This is a genomic window from Massilia phyllosphaerae (assembly GCF_034659755.1).
GTDB lineage: Bacteria > Pseudomonadota > Gammaproteobacteria > Burkholderiales > Burkholderiaceae_D > Telluria > Telluria phyllosphaerae.
Genome location: NZ_JAXSQX010000001.1, coordinates 672,784 through 693,976, shown reverse-complemented (window position 1 = coordinate 693,976; position 21,193 = coordinate 672,784). Strand labels below are relative to the sequence as shown.

At 68.6% G+C, this 21,193-nt stretch carries 14 protein-coding genes; 4 read left to right on the top strand and 10 right to left on the bottom strand.

Going from position 1 to position 21,193, the window contains the following annotated elements; genetic code table 11:
- Positions 1 to 48: 48 nt before the first annotated feature.
- Positions 49 to 1,863: a DUF885 domain-containing protein gene (locus tag U1H99_RS03045; protein WP_323140292.1), complete on the top strand. Its 1,815-nt coding sequence runs from the start codon at positions 49 to 51 to the stop codon at positions 1,861 to 1,863.
- A 182-nt stretch (positions 1,864 to 2,045) separates the two neighbouring features.
- On the opposite strand, the gene U1H99_RS03040 is transcribed toward U1H99_RS03045, so the two are convergent.
- The 6 genes from U1H99_RS03040 to U1H99_RS03015 all read right to left on the bottom strand — a co-directional run bounded on the left by U1H99_RS03040 (position 2,046) and on the right by U1H99_RS03015 (position 10,978).
- Positions 2,046 to 3,005, bottom strand: coding sequence for a hypothetical protein (locus tag U1H99_RS03040; RefSeq protein WP_323140291.1), 960 nt, complete (start codon positions 3,003 to 3,005; stop codon positions 2,046 to 2,048).
- A 9-nt stretch (positions 3,006 to 3,014) separates the two neighbouring features.
- Positions 3,015 to 6,800, bottom strand: a complete 3,786-nt coding sequence (locus tag U1H99_RS03035; RefSeq protein WP_323140290.1) for a tubulin-like doman-containing protein — start codon at positions 6,798 to 6,800, stop codon at positions 3,015 to 3,017.
- Between the two features lie 15 nt (positions 6,801 to 6,815).
- Positions 6,816 to 7,286: a hypothetical protein gene (locus U1H99_RS03030; protein WP_323140289.1), complete on the bottom strand. Its 471-nt coding sequence runs from the start codon at positions 7,284 to 7,286 to the stop codon at positions 6,816 to 6,818.
- A gap of 15 nt (positions 7,287 to 7,301) precedes the next feature.
- Entirely contained in the window at positions 7,302 to 8,822 is a 1,521-nt protein-coding gene (locus U1H99_RS03025) for a hypothetical protein (protein ID WP_323140288.1), read from the bottom strand.
- Positions 8,819 to 10,366, bottom strand: coding sequence for a hypothetical protein (locus U1H99_RS03020; protein ID WP_323140287.1), 1,548 nt, complete (start codon positions 10,364 to 10,366; stop codon positions 8,819 to 8,821). Before U1H99_RS03020 ends, U1H99_RS03025 begins: the two co-directional genes overlap by 4 nt.
- Positions 10,367 to 10,501: 135 nt before the next feature.
- Entirely contained in the window at positions 10,502 to 10,978 is a 477-nt protein-coding gene (locus U1H99_RS03015) for a DUF3828 domain-containing protein (protein WP_323140286.1), read from the bottom strand.
- Positions 10,979 to 11,144: 166 nt separating this feature from the next.
- On the opposite strand from U1H99_RS03015, the gene U1H99_RS03010 reads away from it, so the two are divergent.
- From U1H99_RS03010 to U1H99_RS03000, 3 genes are all read left to right on the top strand, one after another.
- Positions 11,145 to 12,224: a M29 family metallopeptidase gene (locus U1H99_RS03010; RefSeq protein WP_375341578.1), complete on the top strand. Its 1,080-nt coding sequence runs from the start codon at positions 11,145 to 11,147 to the stop codon at positions 12,222 to 12,224.
- Between the two features lie 151 nt (positions 12,225 to 12,375).
- A complete protein-coding gene (locus U1H99_RS03005) occupies positions 12,376 to 15,804 on the top strand; it encodes a hybrid sensor histidine kinase/response regulator (protein WP_323140285.1) in 3,429 nt (1,142 codons plus the stop codon).
- Complete coding sequence (locus tag U1H99_RS03000) at positions 15,797 to 16,723, top strand: response regulator (protein WP_323140284.1); 927 nt, start codon at positions 15,797 to 15,799, stop codon at positions 16,721 to 16,723. The genes U1H99_RS03005 and U1H99_RS03000 overlap by 8 nt, the downstream gene beginning before the upstream one ends.
- Positions 16,724 to 16,861: 138 nt before the next feature.
- Here U1H99_RS03000 and urtE read toward each other — a convergent pair whose 3' ends face one another.
- From urtE to urtB, 4 genes are read right to left on the bottom strand one after another with little or no spacing between them, the layout of a single operon-like run.
- A complete protein-coding gene (urtE, locus tag U1H99_RS02995; RefSeq protein WP_323140283.1) occupies positions 16,862 to 17,560 on the bottom strand; it encodes an urea ABC transporter ATP-binding subunit UrtE in 699 nt (232 codons plus the stop codon).
- A gap of 30 nt (positions 17,561 to 17,590) precedes the next feature.
- The gene (urtD, locus tag U1H99_RS02990; protein ID WP_323140282.1) at positions 17,591 to 18,379 is read right to left on the bottom strand and encodes an urea ABC transporter ATP-binding protein UrtD; all 789 of its coding nucleotides are present in this window, start codon (positions 18,377 to 18,379) and stop codon (positions 17,591 to 17,593) included.
- The gene (urtC, locus tag U1H99_RS02985; protein ID WP_323140281.1) at positions 18,376 to 19,500 is read right to left on the bottom strand and encodes an urea ABC transporter permease subunit UrtC; all 1,125 of its coding nucleotides are present in this window, start codon (positions 19,498 to 19,500) and stop codon (positions 18,376 to 18,378) included. Before urtC ends, urtD begins: the two co-directional genes overlap by 4 nt.
- Positions 19,497 to 21,104, bottom strand: coding sequence for an urea ABC transporter permease subunit UrtB (gene urtB / locus U1H99_RS02980; RefSeq protein WP_323140280.1), 1,608 nt, complete (start codon positions 21,102 to 21,104; stop codon positions 19,497 to 19,499). The genes urtC and urtB overlap by 4 nt, the downstream gene beginning before the upstream one ends.
- Between the last annotated feature and the right edge of the window lie 89 nt (positions 21,105 to 21,193).

Genomic DNA, 21,193 nt, shown 5'->3' with positions numbered 1-21,193 from the left:
GCGCAAGCTGTTGTATCCTTTACAGAATTTCATTTGCGAAGGTTCAACATGTCCCTCAACGTCCAGCCGCTGCGCACGCTCGTGATTGCCGCCGCCCTCGCCGCTGTCCCGATGATGCCGGTGCAGGCCGCCGCGCCGACCGCCGCCCAGGCGCAGGCCGCCGCGCAGCAGGTCGACCGCATCGCCGCGCGCTTCTACGACCTGCGCGCCAAGTACGATCCGATGCTGTACGCGACCGCCAATGGCGACAGCCGCTATGACGACCAGCTCGGCATGGCGATCGCACCGACGGTGCGCGCCCGCTACCTGGCCGACAACCATGCGCTGCTGCGCCAGCTGCAGACGATCGATGCGTCGCGCCTGGCACCGAAGGGACGCCTGAACTACGACATCCTCGCCTTTGAAATCGGCAGCCAGCTCGACCTCGAGAAATTCCCCGAGCACCTGCTGCCGCTGAACCATTTCGACAACATGCCGAGCAACCTGGCGAACTACGCCGGCGGCACCGGCTCGCAGCCGCTCGAGACGCCGGCCCAGTACCGCGCCTACCTGAGCCGCCTGGAACAGCTGCCGGCCTGGATCGACCAGGCCATCGCCAACATGAAGGAAGGCATCCGCGTGGGCGTGGTGCAGCCGAAGATCGTCACCGAGCGCATGCTGCCGCAGTTCCGCCAGCTGAGGAGCGCCAAGGCCGACGCCAGCGTGTTCTATTCGCCGGTGGCGCGCATGCCGGCCGGCTTTCCGGACGCCGACAAGCGCGCCCTGGCGGCCGGCTACCGCCAGGCTTCGGAAAAGATCGATGCCGCGCTCGGCCGCCTGGTCGCCTTCCTCGATACCGACTACCTGAAGGCCGGCCGCACCACCGCCGGCTATGGCGCCCTGCCGAACGGCGCCGCCTGGTACCAGGCGCGCATCCGCAACAACACCAACCTGAACCTGACCCCGGCCGAGATCCACGCGCTCGGCCTGAAGGAAGTCGCGCGCATCCGCCAGCAGATGGCGGCGCTGGCGCCGCAGCTGGGCTACCAGGGGCCGCTCGAGCGCTTCCCACACTGGGTCGAGGAGCAGGCGAAGTTCAAGCCGTTCAAGACCGACCAGGAAGTGCTGGCGCGCTACCGCGAGATCTACGCCACGGTCGAGGGCAAGCTGCCGGCCTACTTCTCGCTGCTGCCGAAGGCCAGGCTGAGCATCCAGCTCGAACCCGAACTGACGCGCGCCACCGCCTCCGACCACTACACCCCGGTCGCGGCCGACGGCTCGCATCCGGGCGTGTTCTGGGCCGTGGTCAACGATCCGAAGCAGTACAGCACCGTCGGCATGTCGACGCTGCTGCTGCACGAAGGCGTGCCGGGCCACCACCTGCACGCGGCGCTGCTGAAGGAATTGCCGCTGCCCGACTTCCGCAAGTTCTTCACCGAGCACCCGAGCGCCGCCGCCTACGGCGAAGGCTGGGCGCTGTACTGCGAAACCCTGGGCCGCGACTTCGGCCTGTACGACGATCCCGCCGCCTACTTTGGCCACCTGAACGACGAACTGCTGCGCGGCGTGCGCCTGGTGGTCGACACCGGCATGCACGCGCAAGGCTGGTCGCGCGAAAAGGCGATCGCGTATGCGGTCGAGAACCTGGGCTACGGCGAGGCCGAGGCGGCCAACCAGATCGAGCGCTACATGGTGTGGCCGGGCCAGGCGCTGGCCTACAAGATCGGCGCGCTGAAGATCCTCGCCTTGCGGGCCAAGGCGCAGAAGGAACTGGGATCGAAGTTCAGCTTCCCGGCTTTCCACGCGGTGGTGCTGGGGGATGGGACCTTGCCGTTGCCGATCCTGGAGGCGCAGGTGAACCGGTGGATTGCGGCGACGAAGTGAGGGGTGAACGCTGAGCGGTGAGCGACTACGCTCGTTGAGTCCCGGCCGTGTACAGTAGCACGTCGCCCCTGCGAAGGCAGGGGCCCAAGTTTGCACAAGCCGTCGAAACGCGTACAAATTAGGCCCCTGCCTCCGCAGGGGCGACGTGCGTGACTAACGAATCCTGCCAAGCCCGCAGGACATCACACCCCGTCCGCCCGCCGTCCCACACCCACCTCCCCCTGCTCCGGCGGCACCGCCAGCGGATGCTTCTCGCGCGCCGCAGCCTCGTCGATGCGCGCCTTCAGCTCACGCGTCTTGCCGTCCTCGCCCCAGCGCCGGATGAAACCCTGCAGGCGCGTGCGCGCCTTGTCGCTGCTGCCGGCATCCAGTGCGGCGTCGGCGGCGGCGCTGGTGTCGAGCCAGGCCTTGTTGCGCAGGCGCCGCTTGGTGCAGATCGCGGACTGCTCGTTGAGCGTCTTCTGCAGCTGCTCCAGCTGCGCCGGGGTGGCGCGGCTGCCGCGCAGCGCGATCAGCTCGGCCTGCGCTTCATTGCCCTTGCACTCCTTTGCCAGCGCGACGGCGTGGTCGATCTGGCGCTCGATCTTCTTCGGCGACGGCCTGGCCAGCAGCCACACGCCCGCCAGGATGGCCAGCGCCAGGATCCACCAGCGCAGCTGCACCGGCCTGCGCTGCGGCGGACGCGCCGGAATCGGCGGACGCGGCACTTCCTGGTGCGGCGGGGCGGCGCCCGGCGCGTTGCCGCCGCCCGACGATGCCGAGCGCCCGAAATCGGTCGCGCTGGGCGGGACACCGGGGCCGCGCACGTTGGCCGTGACGCCCTTGCGCGGTGTTGCGGCATTGGGCTGCGCCGATGGCTCGGATGGAGGCGGCGGTGGCGCCGGCGGCACAGGTACTTCCGACAAAGGCACATCCAGCCCGCCGGCCATGGCGGCCGCGGCAGCTGCCCCGGCATTGGCGGCAACGGCCACGGCGACGTCCGGACGGCGCGCATGCACGTCCGCCTCCGCGCCTATGCCCGTGCCTGCGCGCGCGGCCGCCTGCCCCTGCGCGGTACCGCACCAGGGGCAGAAATTCACCGGGCGCGGCATCGGCCGGGCACAGGCCGGATTGATACAGCGGTAGATCACATCTTCTTGCACGTCACTCCCTTATTCCGGATCCGGAATGGCGTCGTCCGGATCGGGGATCGCCGACGCGAGCGCGCCCGCCAGTTCCGGCAGTTCGCCGACGGTCTTCCATTTGTCCTGGCGCGGATTCCAGCCCATGTTCCAGACCCGCGTGTTGAGGTCGATCTCGCCGCGCAGCAGCTGTTGCACCACTTCCTCCTGCGCATACGGTCCGCGCTGGGCGCCGCCGATGAACAGTTTGTAGCGCGCCGCCAGCGGCGTGGCGCCGATCACGCTGGCCGCGGGTCCGGGCATGGCGGCCGGCGGCAGGCCGGCCGTGCCGCCGGTCGGGCTCACCACGAACGCTGCCGGCGCGCTGCCGCCGCCGATGGTCGGATCGAGCGGCCCGGTGCCGGGACCGGCCACCGCTGCGGCCGGAGCCGCAGACGGCGCACCGCCGCCCGCACGCCGTTCCAGCACCTGCGCCGCGCGCGCATCCTGGGACAGCACATCCGGCTTGATCACGCGCTTGTCGACGGCGCGCTCGACTTCCCAGCTGTAGGCGTCGCTGGCCGAATCCGGCACGGCGTCGGTCCACTGCTCGAGCTGGGCCAGCGCGGCCTCGACCTGGGCCGGCGACAGCGTCGGATCGAGCGTGACGGCGCGCCTGAACCAGGCGTCGTACAGGCGGCGCGCGGTGATGTTGGGCAGCGACGGCGACGGCAGCTGGGCGCCGGTTTCGTCGACTTCGAGCTTGGGTTCGTACACGCGCAGCTGGTAGTGGCGCATCAGCGCCGCCAGCAGCGCCAGCTGGTGCGGCCCCATGGCGGCCAGGCGCTTGCGCACGCCGGCGATCACCTGCTCGCGGTAGTACGACGGCAGGCCGTTCGAGCGGATCGCGTATTCGTTGCCGATCTGGAGCCATTCGCCGCTGCCCGGCTCGACTTCGAACAGGTACTGGCCGCGCGGCTGGAAACTGGCTTCGCGGTCGCCGGCATCCCCCTTGCGCCGCACCACGCCGAGCGCGATCGCCTGCAGGAACCATTCGTAGTCGTCGGCCAGGCGATTCAGCTCGTCCATCGACGGCGAGATCGGATGACGGAAGCGCGTCGAATCGAAGTGCAGGTGGGTCGGGATCTTCGGGTTTTCGATCTGGTAGGAAGCGCGCCAGGTCGGCAGGCCGCGCAGCACCGTCATCGGGTAGCCGGACAGTTCGATGTAGCACACCGCCCTGCCGGCGACGCCGGTATTGACGATGGCGACCGCATCGCCCTGCAGGAAGCCGGTCGGCACGGCGCCGCGGATCTCGGCCTCCATGCGGCGCCAGGCCACCGGATCGCCGACGCCGATGAAGCACTTGAACTGGTCGGCGCTGGGCGTAAATTCGGCCGAGAAGCGCGCATTAATCCAGGGCATGGCACTGCGGATCCATTCGCTGAACACGCGGTGGCGCTCCTGCGGCGACATCGCGCCCAGGCGCTCCAGCAGCGGATCGCCCGGCTCGGTGCCGGCCGCGTGCTCGGCGCTCAGGTGGGTCTGCGCGCGCCGGAACAATTTAAGCAGCAAGTCGGACCGCAGGCGCTCGTCGCCGAGCTGGGGGAACAGGCGCGCCGAACCGCCGAATTCGTTCAGGACTTCCTCGCTCCAGCCATCGACGTCGCCGTTCAGGCGTACCGGTTGCGGCAGCACGTCGCTGGCCAGCTTGATGTAGGTGGCATGCTCGTGGCGGGCGTCGGCGCGCAGCTGGCCGATGCGCTGGTCGACCGCGCCGAGCATGGCCTGTACCGCGCGCCGGCCTTCCTGGAATTCGCCGGCGATGCCGCTCCATTGCACCTGGCCCTGCTCGTCGGGCGCCTGCGGATTGCCCAGCCAGGCCGACATGCTGTGCATGACCTCGACCGCCTGGCCGGCCGCCACCGCCAGCAAATGGAAGCGCAGGAAGTCGGCGATGTCGCGCTTCAGGTGGTTCATCACTTCGCGCGCCTGGGCATCCTTGCCGAACAGGCGGCTGGCGGCCTGGGTCAGGTTGTTCAGCGACTCCTCGACCTGGCGCGTGCGCAGGGCATCGCGGATGTCGCGGTAGCGCTTGCCGTTGCGCTGGACGTTGACCAGGTCGCGCTGGTTGAGGCGCGCCTTGACCTGCTCCAGCAGCGACAGCACGAATTCCAGGCCGCCCTGCTTGCGGTCGTCGAGCAGCATGTACAGGCGCCCGCGCACGCCCAGGCGCAGGTTGGCCAGCAGTTCACCGGTATGGCGCTTGATGCGGTCTTCGCTGGTCTCGGCGGTGGCGCCGGCTTCGCGGATGGCGTCGCGCTCCAGGTTGGGCAGCAGCTCGACCACCTTCTCGCGCCACAGTTTCAGGTCGTACGAGGCCATGATGCGGTCGATCTCGAGCTGCACCTTGCTCTCGATCCGCTCCAGCAGCGAGCGCTGGTCGCGGTCCATCAGCAGCATGTCGGTCAGCGCGTATTCCTGGAAAGGCGTGACGTCGACGGTACCCTTGCGGAAGTCCGGGAATTCCGAGAACGGGTGCTCGACCATGCCCATCTGCTCGCGCATGAAGGCGTCGCGTTCGGCGTCGGTGGCCCGGCGCGCCTGCACGCCGTCGGTGCCGGCCAGGCCAAAAAAGGCCTTGACCATCAGCGCCGCCAGTTCGTAGGCGCGGATGTCGTCGCGTAGGCTTTGCTGGGTGTCGAGCACGGCCTGGCCGAAGGCCGAATACACCTTCGAATAGGACAGGCGCATCTCGCCGAAGCGCGCTTCCGGCACGCGCGGGTTGTAGGGGCCGAGCTTGTGCTGCTGCTGGTTGACCGCGACCGAGCGCTTGCGGTTGGCGAAATCGGCCGAAGCAAAATCCTCGAACAGGGTGTCGGCCACCATCTGGTAGACATCCTTGACGTCCTGGGTCGCCTTGTTGGCCAGGTTGGCGGTGTCGACGAAATACACGTCATCGAAGGGCGTGCCGCGCCCGACCACGCTATCCGGGTCCATCCAGCGCACCTGCGCGTTCATGTCGCGCATCGTGGTCTCGAGTTCCATCAGGGTCGCATAGGCATTCGCCTCGGTGCGCTCCTTGTTGGCCTTGGCGTAGCCCGAGGGCAGGAACATCACCAGGTCGACCTGGCTGTCCGACACCTCCTGGCGCGCGATGGCCTTCGCGATCCAGCCCAGGTCGATCGCGCTGCCGGCGCCGGTGCCGCCGGCGTTGGAAGCGATGACGACGATGCGGAACTTGGAGGTGTCCACCTGCAGGCCAAGGCGCTGGTAATTCTCCTTGCGCTCGATGCCGGCATTACTGCTCAGGAAATTCAGGGCGCCCTTGATGCGGCCGCGCAGCTTAGGGTATTTGTCGAACAAATACAGCCGCGCCAGCGCGCGGATCTGGCCGGCGCCCTTGGACGGGTCGATGCCGAGCGAGCGCAGTTTTTTCGGGCGCAGCGGCATCCAGTTCTCGATCAATGGGAACCGCGCCAGGCTGTCGTCCGACTCGTGATACTGCGGCAGGTCGAGCGGTTCCACCAGCCGCTCCTCGTCGGTCAGCTTGACCAGCTCGAACCAGGGGTCGGTGCGCTGCGACTTGCCCTCGTCGATGATGGCGTTGTTGTCGAGGTCGAAATGCAGGAAGCGCGCCACCGGGAAGTCGGCCAGCGATTCCACCCGCGTCGGGTGCTGGCGGTTCCACACCGCCGCGAGAATCCTGCGGCGGATGCGCATCATGACTTCCATGCCGGTGCCGCCGGCGCCGATGAACAGCGTCGGGCGCAGGTCGACTTTCAGCTCTGCTTTGTTGTTGGCGTTCAGCGTTGCCGGATCGGGAAAATCTGCCATCTTGAATCCTTTTATTTAGCGGCGGCCGACGAACAGCGCCGCCACCAGCGTCACCACGCCGACCAGCACCAGCGGCCCGGTAATCGCGAGCGTCAGGTATTTGGCGGCGTTCACGATTGCCAGCACCGCCGCCAGCGACAGGAAGCCCAGCCCGACGAACAGCAGCCAGCCGGCACTCCCCGCCGACGACGGCGACACCCGGCGCACGACCAGGTGGTGCACGTAGGCGTTACGCACGAAGAAGTAAATGACCAGCAGGACCAGGAACACGGCGCCGGAAATCGCCAGGTCGCGCGCCGAGGTGTCGCGCAGCGGCGCGGCCGACGGATTGGTGGCGCCGCCGGGCGCGATCTCGACCGGCTGGCGGGCGGTATCGGGCGTGGTCTTGGGCATGCCCTCGTCCGGGGTCTGGCCCGGCAGCTTGAAGCCGGGGTCGGCGCTTGGCGTGGAGGTGGGCTGGGCGGGTTGGCTGGTGCGATCTTGCATGGGTATCCTTTATATTTATCTGCCGAGCCGGACCTGCGCGCCTTCGCGCAGGTCGAGCAGCTGGTTGCCGAACAGGGTCGTCTTCAGGCGCGCCACCTGCTGGCCCGCCTTGTCGTAGATCGGCTGCGTGGCCCCGGCGCGGGTGTGCACGGTGCGCAGTTCGTCTTCCACCGTCAGCACCACGCGTCGCGGGCGGGCATAGGCATAAGCGCCACCCACGCCCAGCCCCAGCAGCGCCAGCGCCGCGCCAATCGCGGCGAACAGCGGGCCGGACCCGTAGTGCACGCGCACCTCGATCGGCAGCACCGCGGTCGACGCCTGGATCTCGCTGGGGGGCGTGAAAATGTCGGGCAGCGGGTCGCCGGGGAACAGCGCCGCCATGCGGTCGCGGAAAGCCTGCGACAATTCCAGGCGCTGGCCCTGCAGCTGGAGCTCGATCCGTCCCGGCAGCACATAGGCCGAGCCGGCTGACTGGAGCGCCGCCAGCGACCATTTGCCGGGCAGCTGCGCCACCGGCAGCTGCATGGTCGAGGCCAGCGGCGCGGCCTGGCCCGGCGCCAGCCGTCCCACGCTATTGTTTGCCAGCGCGATCCGGCGGTTTTCGCCACCGAGCATCGAGCGCGCCGCGATCGAGGCGCCGGCGATCGTGTACGGGTAAATCGTGTTCTCGAGGTTCCAGCGGATGCTGGCACTCGGGCTGCGCGCATCGGGGGCGACGTCGGCGCGCAGCAGGCCGTTCGCGTCCATCGAGAAATCGACGCCGGGCGCGTTCTCGACCTTGCGCGGCACCAGGCGCACGGTATCGCGGTCCAGCGGCTTCAGGCGCGCCGGCGGCTCGGTGATCACGCGCTGGATGCGGCCGGCGGCGAGCAGGCGGTCGAGTGCCTGCGCGCCCTCGCGCCCGACCGCGAACACGTAGATCATCAGGCCGTTGGCGCGGTAGTGCGGGCCCTGGACCTGCATGCGCAGCGGCCAGGCCAGCGCCTTGTCGATGGCCGCGCCGCGGTGGATCAGCGTATAGAACTCGCGGTTGCGCGCGCTCGTGGCCTGGTCGTTGTTGGGGCTGTTGCGGTTGTTGGTGACCAGCCAGACCAGGCCCGGCTTGCCTTGCAGAACCTGGGTGACGGCGGCGTTGACGGCTTCGCCGAGGTCGGTATCGGCCAGGGCAGCGCCACCCGGCTTGCGTGCCAGGTCCAGCCCGGCCAGCGCCGCCCCGACGTGCGCCTGCACGGTCTTGGCATCGACTTTTTCCGAGAGCAGCCCTTTCGGCGACGGTGCCCCGGGACGCGACTGGTTGAAGGCGGCCAGCACCAGCGCGTCGCCCTGCTGCGCCACGCTGCCGGCCAGCGCCGCCACCAGCGGCTTGAACTGCGATGTGGGGTCGCTGTAGAAGGGTTCCATCCAGCCCGAGTTCTGGACCAGCACCACTTGCGGCACTGCCAGCGCAGGCTGCGCGGCGCCCAGGGTAAGGCCAAGCGCGCCGCCCAGCAGCAGCGCGGTCCGCGACAGGCGGGATGGCAGCGTACGGCCCCTCACGTCAGCGCTTCCAGGTGCCAGCCGCGGATCCGGTTCCAGTCGGGATGGTGCAGCCAAAGCCGGTTGGCGTACACGAAGGGCACGCATTCGTGCGGACGGGCCAGGCGTGCGATCTCGTCGAGGATCACGTTGCTGCGGCCGATCCACTCCACCGTGGTGCGCGGGATCACGCGGTTGGCCAGCGCGTCTTCCGCGCGGCCGGTGTATTTGTGAAATCGCAGCACCAGCCCGCTCGGCTGGCTGCGGTTGTTGTTAAAGCTGCGCAGCAGCGGCAACACCAGCGAATCGTCCTCGCCCTGGTCTTCGACATGCTCGCCCGACCACGGTTCGTCCAGCACCGGGTGGCCACGCCGGAACAGCAGGTTGGCGAAGCCGAGGCGCGCGCCGTCGATGCGTTCGCGCTGGGGCGATGCCGCCCCAAGTTCGAGGAAGCAGTAGGACTGGCCGTCATGCCCGATCAGCCACATGCGGCCGTCGCGGCTCAGGGTCGGGCCGCCGAGGTCGAGGCTGGGCAGCCAGGTGTCGGGCCAGGGCAGGAATTGCGGCGCCTCGCCCGGACGCCAGGCCAGCTGCCCTTCCGGGTGCAGCCACAGCAGGCGGCCGTCGTAGCCGACCGGCCGGCTCCAGCCGCTCAGCGGCAGCGCGCCGCAATCCTGGGCCGGCGCTGGGGCCAGGTCGGCATCCAGCGCGTACAGGCTGACGCCGCCGCCCGGATTGCGCGCCAGGCAGGCGATGTGGCGCCGCATCGTGCCCGGTGCCGCCACCAGCGGCGCGGCCAGCAGGGTCTCGGTGCGGTAGGTTTCGCTGACCGGGTTGATCCACAGGCGGCGCAGGCCGTGCGCGGTGGGCAGCAGCGCCACTTCGCCGCGGCGCGGCTCGTGCCCGAGGCTGGCGACCGGCAGCCAGCCGTAGTCGGATGCGGTAAAACTCAGGTCGGCGGCGCCGTCCTCGGGCAGCAGCACCTGCCATAGCTCGGCCAGCGGGTCCCAGTATTGCAGCACGCCGCGGCCGGGCGCCAGCGCCAGCAGGCGCTGCTCGGGAAACCCGTAGCCGGCGGCGGCAAACACGCAATGGGCGTTGGGCGGCGTCGGCATGGCCTCGTCGAAGCGGCCGATCACGGGCGCGGCGGGCCGCTCCTCGAGGCTGTCGCCGAGGGCCAGCGAGGTGACCGGCAGCCCGTGCGGCACGTGGCGCGGCAGCAGCGCATCGGCATGGGGCCCCCACCAGTCGGGCAGGTGCTGGCGACGGCCGGCGAAGCGTTCCAGCGGGCGCCCGCATTCGGGACAGAAGGCGAAGCCTTCGGGATAGATGGCCGCGTGCGCGCAGCCGGCCGGCAGCGAGGCGCCGAGCAGGCGTGCGATATCATGCAAACGCGCAGGCAAGCGCGCCGGCAAACGCGTGGGGTCGTGCGCAGCCAGGGCGCCTGCCTGCGCCGGTGCATTCCAATTAAGTTGGCCCAGCCCTTCGCTGGTGGCCAGTTCGAACTGGCCGGTCCTGTCGTCTTCCAGCCAGACGCTGGCTGGCGTTTCCCATCGGTATGCCATTAGCTCCGCCGTTAGATCGTCAAAAATGCACCGGCCCGCCGCAGATGTCGGGCCGTTGTGCCTTTGAAATCATAGCGCCACCGTCAAGCATACGGCGCGCCGTTCGCGGAGTAGCGTGTCGCGGTACCTCAACGGTCAAATTGTGGACGGATCGGGGGAACTTCCGGCAGGCCTCGCTTCCGCCAGCACCACCTGGCGGATCTTCCAGCTGCCCGCTTCCAGCACCATGGCCAGTGCCAGCACCCGCTTGGCACCTTCCTCGCCGCCCAGGGTGACGATGACGTCGGCGCCGGCGCCGCTCTGGCGCACGGTGGTCGCCGCCACGTGGCGGCGCCAGTCGCTGCGGTAGCCGGACGACTGCAGGAAGTAGTCGGTGTCGGGCACGCGGCCGCCGACCAGGCGCGTATTCAAACGTTCGACCAGGCGCGCCGTCAGCTCCCTGGCGACGTAATTGTTGAAGGTGGCGTGGCGGTCGCTGAGCGGATCCTGGTCGGCTGCCAGCGTGTCCAGGTACCAGCCATAGAATTCGGTGGCCACCGCATCCGGCGCCGGCTGGCGCTGCGGCGCGGCCTGTACCTGCTCGGACCCCATCCAGGCCAATGCGAGCACCATCAGCGCCGCACCGAGCGGGGCTAAAAACTTGGATATTAGAAATTTTCCCTTTAGAATCAACATGATGCGCTCCTGACAACCCAACTGTGCAGCAAAGCGCAGCTGCCGGCCCTGCGCTGCCGCAAGCGCCGCCGCCACCGCTCGACGGGCCTTGTTTGGACTTATAATGCCGGGTTGCCTCCTCATCCTTGCCGCCATGACCACCGCCCCGCCCTCCAGCCCCGACCTGCCCGCATCCGCCATCGACAGCGCCACCGCGCACCTGCGCGACGTGCTGGCGATCGCCCTCGAACACGGTCCCGGGCAACGCGCGCTGGTCGTGTACGACACCCGTACCGGGCTGGCGCGCGCGCTGGCCGAGGCCTACCGGCGCAACCTGCCGGACGCCGTCTGCGTCGACTTCGACAGCGTCGAGCCGGGCGAGGTGCTGGCCCTGTTCAAGACCTTCGCGCCGCGCGACCTGGTGGTGCTGGTGCAGTCGTCCAACTTCCGCCTCGACGGCTTCCGCCTGCGCGTGGAACTGTTCAAGCTGGGCCTGAAGGTGATCGAGCACGTGCACCTGTCGCGCATGCCGGGCACGCAGGGCGAGCACTACATCGAATCGCTGGCCTACGATCCGCGCTACTTCCGCGGCGTCGGCCACGCGCTCAAACAGCGTATCGACCGCGCCCGCCGCGCCGAGGTGCATGGCGGCGGCGAAGTCCTGCGCTTCGATTCGCCGCTGGAAGCCGCCAAGCTGAACGTCGGCGACTACAGCGCGATGGCCAATACCGGCGGCCAGTTCCCGATCGGCGAAGTGTTCACCGAAGCGCAGGACCTGGAAGCCGTCAGCGGCCGCGCGCAGATCCACGTGTTCGGGGACACCCAGTACCTGGTCAACCGACCCGACAAGCCGATCACCATCGTGATCGAGCGCGGGCGCGTGGTCGAGGCGATCGACGCCACGCCCGCGTTCCAGCAGATGCTCGACATCATCCGCCGCGACGAGGGCGAGGTCTGGGTGCGCGAACTCGGCTTCGGCATGAACCGCGCCTTCACACGCGAGCGCCGCGTCGACGACATCGGCACCTACGAGCGCATGTGCGGCATCCACCTGTCGCTGGGCGCCAAGCATGGCGTGTATGCCAAGCCGGGCTTCAAGCGCAAGGATGCGCGTTACCACATCGATGTGTTTGCGGTGACCGATGCGGTGTATCTCGACGATGAGCGGGTATATGCGGATGGGGCCTGGACCGTCGAAAGCTAGCAACGTCGTCCCTGCGCAGGCAGTGACCCAATGTCGTGGCGGTTCGCTAGCGCATGCTGCGGACTCTTCAGGCAAAATTGGGCCCCTGCCTTCGCAGGGACGACGTCGTTAAGTCGGTGAATCAGGCGCGGTTCTTGCTTGTTTTTTCGGCATGAATACCGCCACCCACCCCACCCGCGACCCGGAGCCGCCGCAACGCATCGTCAAGATCCGCCGCGACTACAACACCTGGGTCGCCGACGAAACGATCGAAGACTATGCGCTGCGCTTCACGCCGCGTTCCTTCCGCAAGTGGTCGGTGTTCCGCGTCGCCAACACCGCCTTCGGTGCGATTTCCTTCCTGGTGCTGGAAGCGATCGGCGGCACCATCGCCGTCAACTACGGCTTCGTCAACGCGTTCTGGGCCATCGTCGCCATCGGCCTGATCATCTTCCTCACCGGCCTGCCGATCAGCTACTACGCCGCGCACTACGGCCTCGACATGGACCTGCTCACGCGCGGCGCCGGCTTCGGCTACATCGGCTCGACCATCTCCTCCTTCGTCTACGCCTCCTTTACGTTCATCCTGTTCGCGCTGGAAGCGGCCATCATGGCGTATGCGCTGGAGCTGTACTTCGGACTGCCGCTCTACCTGGGCTACCTGGTCAGCGCGCTGGTCGTGATCCCGCTGGTGACGCACGGCGTGACCCTGGTCAGCCGCATCCAGATGCTGACCCAGCCGGTCTGGCTGCTGCTGCTGGCCCTGCCCTTCGTCGCGATCATCGTCAAGCAGCCGCAATTGCTGGCGCAGCTGGGACATTTCGGCGGCGCCTCCGGCGCGCATGAGGGCTTCGACATGCTGCAGTTCGGCGCCGCCACCGCGGTCGGCGTGGCCCTGATCACGCAGATCGGCGAGCAGGTCGACTTCCTGCGCTTCATGCCCGAACGCACGCCGGCCAACCGGGTGCGCTGGCACCTGGGCGTGCTGGCCGCCGGGCCGGGCTGGATTGTGCTCGGCATGGCCAAGATGCTGGGCGGCGCGCTGCTGGCGCTGCTGGCGATCGAAGGCGGCGCCACGCTGGCGCAAGCCGTCAACCCCAACCAGATGTACCTGGCCGGCTTTCGCCTGGTGTTCGCCAACCCGGCGCTGGCGGTGGCGGCGACCGCGCTGTTCGTGATCGTCTCCCAGGTCAAGATCAACATGACGAACGCCTATGCCGGCTCGCTGGCGTGGTCGAATTTCTTTGCGCGCCTGACCCACAGCCATCCTGGGCGCGTGGTGTGGGCCGTGTTCAATGCGCTGATCGCCGTGCTGCTGATGGAGCTGGACGTGTTCCAGGCGCTGGAACAGGTGCTCGGCCTGTATGCCAACATCGCGATCGCGTGGATCACCGCGGTGGTGGCCGACCTGGTCATCAACAAGCCGCTCGGCCTCAGCCCGAAAGGCATCGAGTTCCGCCGCGCCTATTTATATGACATCAACCCGGTCGGCGTCGGTGCCATGCTGCTGGCATCGCTGCTGTCGGTGGCCGCCTTCGCCGGCGCGTTCGGGCCGCGCGCGCAAGCTTTTTCGGCCTTCATCGCGCTGGCCACGGCCTTGATCAGCGCGCCGCTGATCGCCTGGGCCACGCGCGGCAAGTACTACCTGGCGCGCGCCCAGCCCGGCTGGCCGGCCGGCAGCGCCACGCGCGTCTGCTGCATCTGCGAAAAGGAATACGAAACCGACGACATGGCGCACTGCCCGGCCTACCAGGGGCCGATCTGCTCGCTGTGCTGCTGCCTCGACGCGCGCTGCGACGACGCCTGCAAGCCGCACGCGCGCCTGTCCGCGCAATGGGAGCAGGCGGCCAAGGCGCTGCTGCCGGCGGCAATGTGGCCTTACATGAGCAGCCGCCTCGGCCACTACCTGCTGCTGATGCTGGTGACGGCGGGCTTCTTCGGCGGCCTGCTCGGGCTGCTGTACGTGCACGAGGACGCCGCGATCGGCGCCGCCGGCGCCCACCTGCTGCCGGCGCTGCGCCTGGCCTTTATCAAGGTGTTCAGCGCGCTGGTGCTGGCCAGCGGCATCGTCGCCTGGTGGCTGGTGCTGACCGGCGAAAGCCGGCGCGTGGCGCAGGAAGAATCGAACCGGCAAACCAGCCTGCTGCAGCGCGAGATCGAGCTGCACGGCCGCACCGACGCCCAGCTGCAGCAGGCCAAGCGCCAGGCCGACCATGCCAACCAGGCCAAGAGCCGCTACATCGCGGGCATCAGCCACGAGATCCGCACGCCGCTGAACAGCATCCTCGGCTACGCCCAGCTGCTCGACAACGATCCGGCCATTCCTGCTCACCGCCAGCAGGCGATCCGCGTGATCCGCGGCAGCGGCGAGCACCTGCTGTCGCTGATCGAAGGCTCGCTCGACATCGCGCGCATCGAAGGCGGCAAGTTCAGCTTCGACATCAAGGAGCTGGCCCTGCCCGACTTCCTGGCCCAGATCGTGCGCATGTTCGAGCAGCAGGCCCAGGACAAGGGGCTGTGCTTCCGCTACGAGGTCGCCGGCACCCTGCCTGACGTGGTCCGGGCCGACCGCAAGCGCCTGGGGCAGATCCTGATGAACATCCTCGGCAACGCGGTCAAGTTCACGGCGCGCGGCGAGGTCGTGTTCCGCGTGCGCTATGCGCGCGAGATGGCGACTTTCGACATTACCGATACCGGACCCGGCATCCTGCCGGATGAAATCGAGCGCATCTTCGAGCCGTTTGCGCGCGGCAGCGCCGCCAACAGCGTGGGCACCGCCGGCACCGGCCTGGGCCTGCCGATCAGCCGCATGCTGGTGCAGCTGATGGGCGGCCAGCTCGCCATCGACGCCACGCCCGGCAGCGGCAGCAGCTTCACGGTCCGCCTGCAGCTGCCGCGCGTGCACGCGCCCGCGCACGCGCGCATCGCGCCGGCGCCGGCGCCCGGCGGCTACCTGGGGCCGCGCAAACGCATCCTGGTGGTCGACAACGAACGCGTCGACCGCGAACTGCTGGTCAACATCCTGGCGCCGCTCGGTTTCGAGACCCTGCAGGCCGAGACCGGCGCCGACTGCCTCGCGCAGTTCGACGGCGCCAAGCCCGACCTGGTGCTGATGGACCTGGCGATGCCGGTGATGGACGGCTGGGAAGCGAGCCGCATCCTGCGCCGCGAGCGCGGGGTCACGGTACCGATCCTGATCGTCTCGGCCAACGCCTACGACAAAGCACTGGACAATCCGGCCGGCATCGCCGCCGAGGATTTCATCGTCAAGCCGGTCAATGTGGCCGAGCTGCTGGAGCGGATCGGCATCCGGCTCGGGTTGACGTGGACGGCGCAGGCGGCCGCCCCGGCCCCTGCCCTTGCCCCGGTCTCGGCGCCGGCGCCGGCACCCGCGCTGGTCTTCCCGCCGGCCGACCAGGTGGAGGCCTTGCGCGCCCAGATCGCGCTGGGCTATGTGCGCGGCATCAACCGCCAGCTCGATGCGATCGCCGCGCTCGGCCCCGATCACGCCGGCTTCGTCGACGCCTTGCGCACGCTGGCTGCACGATTCGACCTGGACGCGATGTCCGCCTTCCTCGACCGTGGAGCACACCATGCGTAATCAAGCCTTCGACCGCCACGCCAGCCTGGTGGTACTGATCGTCGACGACGTGCCGGAAAACCTCGCCGTGCTGCACGACGCGCTCGACGAATCGGGCTACACCGTGCTGGTCGCGAACAACGGCGCCGCGGCGCTGGAGCGCGCGCGCCAGACGATTCCGGACGTGATCCTGCTGGACGCCCTGATGCCGGGCATGGACGGCTTCGAAACCTGCCGCCGACTGCGCGCCGACAGCGCCACGCGGATCATCCCGGTCATCTTCATGACGGGGCTGACCGAGACCGAACACGTGGTCGCGGCCTTCAGCGCCGGCGGCACGGATTACGTGACCAAGCCGGTACGCCAGAGTGAAGTGCTGGCGCGCATCGGTGCCCACGTGCAGACGGCGCGCCTGATGAAACAGGCGCGCAGCGCGCTGGACGCCTTCGGCAACGCGGTGCTGGCGGTGACGCCGCACGATGGCCGCATCGTCTGGCAGACACCGCTGGCGCGGCAGTGGATGCAGGCGTATTTCGGCGACGACGGCGATGCCGCCACGCCGGCGGCGCTGGCCGCCTGGCTGGCCGGGCTGGGCGCCGGTGCGGCGCCGCAGCCGCTGACCGTGATCCGCGGCGCCGCGCGCCTGGTCTTCAACGCCCCCGACATGCGCAGCGGCGAACAGTGGATGATCGTGCTGCGCGAGGAATCGGACACGGCGCGCGTGCAGGCGCTGATGGCCCTGTTCCGGCTGACGCAGCGCGAATCCGAGGTGCTGCACTGGGTCATCCAGGGCAAGACCAACCGCGACATCGGCGACATCCTGGGCATGAGCCCGCGCACGGTCAACAAGCACCTGGAGCATGTGTTCGAGAAGCTGGGGGTGGAGACCAGGACTGCGGCGGCGACCCTGGCGACTAACAAGATGCGGTCGTCGGGTTAAATCCACTAACCTGCGAACGTCGCCCCTGCGCAGGCAGGGGCCCAAGTTTCGGGAGCAGCCGAAGCGCATGCAAACTTGGACCCCTGCCTTCGCAGGGGCGACGTGCATGGGCTAACAGAAAGCTGTTACGCAGCGCGCTTAGACAGCCAGATGCCGCCGCACATGCTCCCCATCCATCTCCCCCGCCGTCCCGCTGGCCACCACCTCCCCGCGCGACAGCACCACGAACTTGTCCGCCAGCGCCCGCGCGAAATCGAAATACTGCTCGCACAGCAGGATGCCGATATCCCCGCGCTCGCGCAGCAGCCGGATCACGCGCTCGATGTCCTTGATGATCGACGGCTGGATGCCCTCGGTCGGCTCGTCCAGGATGATCAATTGCGGCCGCGCCAGCAGCGCGCGCGCGATCGCCAGCTGCTGCTGCTGCCCACCCGACAGATCGCCGCCGCGCCGGCCCAGCATCTCCTTCAGCACCGGGAACAGTTCGTACACTTCGCCGCTGATGCGCGCCGCTTCGCGGCCGGACAAGGTGGCCATCCCCATCAGCAGGTTCTCTTCCACGGTCAGGCACGCGAAGATGTCGCGTCCCTGCGGCACATAGGCGATGCCGCGCGCGGCGCGCCGGTGCGGCTTCAGGCGCGTGATGTCGCTGCCGTTCCAGCGCACGCTGCCGCGCGCCACCGGCAGCACGCCGGTCAGGCACTTCAGCAGCGTGGTCTTGCCGACGCCGTTGCGGCCCAGCAGGGCCAGGCATTCGCCCTTGGCCACCGACAGCGACACCCCGCGCAGCGTGTGCGACGAGCCGTAGTACTGGTTCACCTGTTCCACCTGCAGCATTGCTATCTCCCTCGACTTATCTACTCTGAATTACCTACCCAGATACACTTCGATCACGCGCTCGTGCGCCTGCACCTCGTCCATGCGCCCTTCGGCCAGCACCGATCCCTCGTGCAGCACCGTCACCTTGCCCTGCTGCGCGATCTCGGCGACGAAACCCATGTCGTGCTCGACCACCACAATCGAGTGCTTGCCGCGCAATTCGTTCAGCAGCTCGGCGGTGCGCGCGGTCTCGGCATCCGACATGCCGGCCACCGGCTCGTCCAGCAGGATCAGCTGCGGCTCCTGCGTCAAGAGCATGCCGATCTCCAGCCACTGCTTCTGGCCGTGCGACAGCAGGCCCGCCAGCCGCTCTTCCTGGCCGTGCAGGCGGATCAGGCGCAGGGTGGCATCGATGCGGTCGCGCTGTTCACCGCTCATGCGCGCGAACAGCGTCGGGCGCACCCGCTTGTCCATCTTCATCGCCAGTTCCAGGTTTTCGAACACCGTGTGCTGCTCGAACACGGTCGGACGCTGGAACTTGCGGCCGATGCCGGCGTGGGCGATCTGGTATTCCGTCATGTGCGCCAGGTCGTGCGACTGGCCGAACCAGGCGCTGCCGCTGGTCGGCCGCGTCTTGCCGGTGATGACGTCCATCATGGTGGTCTTGCCGGCGCCGTTCGGTCCGATGATGCAGCGCAGTTCGCCCACCGAGATGTCCAGCGTCAGCTTGTTCAAGGCGCGGAAGCCGTCGAAGGAGACCGTCACGTCTTCCAGGTACAGGATGGCGCCGTGGCTGGTGTCGACGCCGGGGCGTTTCATGGCCATGTCGATGCTCATGCGGTTTCCTCCTTGGCGTTAGGCGCCGGCTTGCGACTTGCCCTGCCGGGCAGCAGGCGTTTCAGGTCCGGCAGCGTGCCCACGATGCCCTTGCGGAGGAACAGCGTGACCAGGATGAACAGCAGGCCGAGCGCGAACAGCCACAGGTCGGGGAAGGCGGCCGTGAACCAGCTTTTCAGGCCGTTGACGGCAAAGGCGCCGACGATAGCCCCGACCAGGGTGCCGCGGCCGCCGATCGCCACCCAGACCACCATCTCGATCGAGTTCGCCGGCGACATCTCGGACGGGTTGATGATGCCGACCTGCGGCACATATAAAGCACCGGCGATGGCGCACAGCACCGCCGACAGCGTCCACACGAACAGCTTGAACGCCAGTGGGTCGTAGCCGATGAACATCAGGCGCGACTCCGCATCGCGCACGCCCTGCAGCACCCGGCCCAGGCGCGAGCCGACGATCCAGCGGCACAGCAGCAGCGCGCCCACCAGCAGCGCCAGCGTCGCCAGGTACACGGCGACGCGGGTCTCTGGCGCCGTGATCGCATGGCCGAGGATGCGCTTGAAGTCGGTAAAGCCGTTGTTGCCGCCGAAGCCGGTGTCGTTGCGGAAGAACAGCAGCATGAAGGCGTAGGTCATGGCCTGGGTGATGATCGAGAAGTACACGCCCTTGATGCGCGAGCGGAAGGCGAACCAGCCGAACACGAAGGCGAGCAGTCCCGGCACAAGCACCACCAGCAGCATGCAGTACCAGAAGTGGTCGGTGAAGGCCCAGTACCACGGGTAGTCCTTCCAGTCCAGGAAGACCATGAAGTCGGGCAGCATGCTTCCGTAGCTGCCGTCGCGGCCGATCGCCCGCATCAGGTACATGCCGTGCGCATAGGCGCCGAGCGCGAAGAACACGCCGTGGCCGAGCGACAGGATGCCGGTATAGCCCCACACCAGGTCGAGCGCCAGCGCCGCCAGCGCGTAGCACATGAATTTGCCGACCAGGCCCATCGCATAGCCGGACACGTGCAGCGGATGCCCGGGCGGCAGCGCCAGGTGCAGCAGCGGCAGCAGCACGGCCACCAGCACGCAGGCAGCCAGCACGGTCCAGCCACGCTTGTTGAATAAGGGTTTCATTCGACGCTCCTGCCCTTCAGCGCAAACAGGCCCTGCGGCCGGCGCTGGATGAAGATGATGATGACGACCAGGATGCAGATCTTGGCCATGACGGCGCCGGCCAGCGGCTCCAGGAACTTGTTGATCTCGCCCAGGCCAAGCGCGCCGATCACGGTGCCGGCCAGCTGGCCGACGCCGCCCAGCACGACCACCATGAAGGAATCGACGATGTAGGACTGGCCGAGGTCGGGACCGACGTTACCGAGCTGGGACAGCGCCACCCCGCCCAGGCCGGCGATGCCGGAGCCGAGGCCGAAGGTCAGCATGTCGATGCGGCCGGTGGGCACGCCCACGCAATCGGCCATGCGCCGGTTCTGCATGACGGCGCGCACGAACAGGCCGAGGCGCGTGCGGTTCAGGACCAGCCAGACAGCGCCCACCACCAGCACCGCGAAGACGATGATGGCGATCCGGTTCCAGGGCAGCACCAGCGAGCCGAGCACGGTGACGCCGCCCGACATCCAGGCGGGATTGGCCACCTCGACGTTCTGGGCGCCGAAGACCGTGCGCACCGCCTGCATCAGCACCAGGCTGATGCCCCAGGTGGCCAGCAGGGTTTCCAGCGGCCGGCCGTACAGCCAGCGGATCACGCTGCGCTCGAGCAGCACGCCGACCGCGAAGGCGACGGCGAAGCCGGCAGGCAGCGCCGCCGCCAGGTACCAGTCCAGGGCGCCGGGCAGGTAGTGGCGGAACAGCGACTGCACCACGTAGGTCGTGTAGGCGCCGATCATCAGGAGTTCGCCATGCGCCATGTTGATGATGCCCATCAGGCCGAAGGTGATGGCCAGGCCCAGCGCCGCCAGCAGCAGCACGCTGCCCAGCGAGACGCCGTAGAACAGGTTGGCGACGATGTCGTTGCGGGTGGCGCGCCGTTCGATGGCGGCCAGCGTGGTGGCAGCGGCCGTGCGCAATGCTTCATCGGTTTCGATGTAGGTGCCGTCCGGGTTGCGCGCCAGGATCGCCTGCAGCTGCGGCCGCAGCGCCGGCGTGCCGCTGTCGGCCAACGCCGTGACGGCAGCCTTGCGCCGGGCCGGGTCGCCCGATTGCAGGTCGGCCGTCGCCACCAGCTGGCGCAGGATGCCCTGGATGTCCGGATCGGTCTCGCGCGCCAGCGCCTGGCGCAGCAGCGGGGCCTGGGCCGGATCGACGTCGCGTGCCTGCAGCGCCTGCGCGGCGGCCAGGCGCTGCTCGCGTGCCGGCGCCAGCAGGGCCAGGCCGGACAGCGCCGCCTCGGCCGCGCCGCGCAGGCGGTTGTTGACCACCACGCCGTCGGCGCCGTCGGGCAGCGCCACGGCTTGCCCGCTGGCGGCGTCGACCGCCTGGCCGTCATGCACGATCAAGAGCTGGCCGGCGGGCGTGGCCATCAGTTTTTCGTCGAGCAGCGCCTGCAGCAGCTTGCGGGCGTCCGGGCTGCCGCTGGCGGCGATGCGGGCGACGGCTTCGACGCGGGCGTCGGGGTCGTCGCCGGCCAGGGGTTGCAGCAGCGCGGGGGCGATGGCGGCTTGGGCCAGCGTCGCCCAGCACAGCGTCAACGCGGCGAAGGAATATGTGAGCATGCGCCTCATGATCTAGCCTATTCAAGTAGCACGTCGCCCCTGCGAAGGCAGGGGCCCAAGTTTTATGCGTTGCGGCAGCTCGTGCAACTTGGGGGCAA

Coding starts and splice junctions, on each gene's coding strand:
- U1H99_RS03045 (WP_323140292.1), top strand. CDS start 49: ATGTCCCTCAACGTCCAGCCGCTGCGCACGCTCGTGATTGCCGCCGCC.
- U1H99_RS03035 (WP_323140290.1), bottom strand. CDS start 6,800: ATGGCAGATTTTCCCGATCCGGCAACGCTGAACGCCAACAACAAAGCA.
- U1H99_RS03030 (WP_323140289.1), bottom strand. CDS start 7,286: ATGCAAGATCGCACCAGCCAACCCGCCCAGCCCACCTCCACGCCAAGC.
- U1H99_RS03020 (WP_323140287.1), bottom strand. CDS start 10,366: ATGGCATACCGATGGGAAACGCCAGCCAGCGTCTGGCTGGAAGACGAC.
- U1H99_RS03015 (WP_323140286.1), bottom strand. CDS start 10,978: ATGGTGCTCGCATTGGCCTGGATGGGGTCCGAGCAGGTACAGGCCGCG.
- U1H99_RS03010 (WP_375341578.1), top strand. CDS start 11,145: ATGCCGGGTTGCCTCCTCATCCTTGCCGCCATGACCACCGCCCCGCCC.
- U1H99_RS03005 (WP_323140285.1), top strand. CDS start 12,376: ATGAATACCGCCACCCACCCCACCCGCGACCCGGAGCCGCCGCAACGC.
- U1H99_RS03000 (WP_323140284.1), top strand. CDS start 15,797: ATGCGTAATCAAGCCTTCGACCGCCACGCCAGCCTGGTGGTACTGATC.
- urtE (WP_323140283.1), bottom strand. CDS start 17,560: ATGCTGCAGGTGGAACAGGTGAACCAGTACTACGGCTCGTCGCACACG.
- urtD (WP_323140282.1), bottom strand. CDS start 18,379: ATGAGCATCGACATGGCCATGAAACGCCCCGGCGTCGACACCAGCCAC.
- urtC (WP_323140281.1), bottom strand. CDS start 19,500: ATGAAACCCTTATTCAACAAGCGTGGCTGGACCGTGCTGGCTGCCTGC.
- urtB (WP_323140280.1), bottom strand. CDS start 21,104: ATGAGGCGCATGCTCACATATTCCTTCGCCGCGTTGACGCTGTGCTGG.